Consider the following 824-nt stretch of genomic DNA (forward strand, 5'->3'; position numbering starts at 1 on the left):
GTGTGAACCCGTAGCTTCGGTGGTAAGTTTAGCCCCGTTACATTTTCGGCGCAGGATCTCTCGACTAGTGAGCTATTACGCACTCTTTCAATGAGTGGCTGCTTCTAAGCCAACATCCTAGTTGTCTTAGAAATCCCACATCCTTTCCCACTTAACTTACACTTTGGGACCTTAGCTGACGATCTGGGCTGTTTCCCTTTTGACTACGGATCTTATCATTCGCAGTCTGACTGCCGTGCTAAAACTATCTGGCATTCGGAGTTTGATAAGGTTCGGTAAGCGCTATGCCCCCTAGCCCATTCAGTGCTCTACCTCCAGTAGTTACAATTCACGACGCTAGCCCTAAAGCTATTTCGAGGAGAACCAGCTATCTCCGAGTTCGATTGGAATTTCTCCGCTATCCACAGCTCATCCCATGCTTTTTCAACAGCAACGTGGTTCGGTCCTCCACGAGGTTTTACCCTCGCTTCAACCTGGCCATGGATAGGTCACCCGGTTTCGGGTCTACGGCATGCAACTAGTCGCCCTATTAAGACTTGGTTTCCCTTCGGCTCCGTACCTTAAGTACTTAACCTTGCTACATACCGTAACTCGTTGGCTCGTTCTACAAAAAGCACATCATCACCCTCATAAGGGGCTTTGATCGGTTGTAGGCATACGGTTTCAGGTTCTATTTCACTCCCCTCCCGGGGTTCTTTTCACCTTTCCCTCACGGTACTGCTTCACTATCGGTCATCAGGTAGTATTTAGGCTTGGGAGGTGGTCCTCCCTGCTTCCCACAAGGTTTCACGTGTCTCGTGGTACTCTGGATCAGAACTTTAGAT

At 49.0% G+C, this 824-nt stretch carries 1 rRNA gene; it reads right to left on the reverse strand.

The features are described 5' to 3' along the window. Positions 1-824: ribosomal RNA gene (locus M4I33_RS16825) — 23S ribosomal RNA — on the reverse strand; the annotation flags it as partial.

The sequence above is a fragment of the Clostridium sp. LY3-2 genome (assembly GCF_024705715.1).
GTDB lineage: Bacteria > Bacillota > Clostridia > Clostridiales > Clostridiaceae > Clostridium.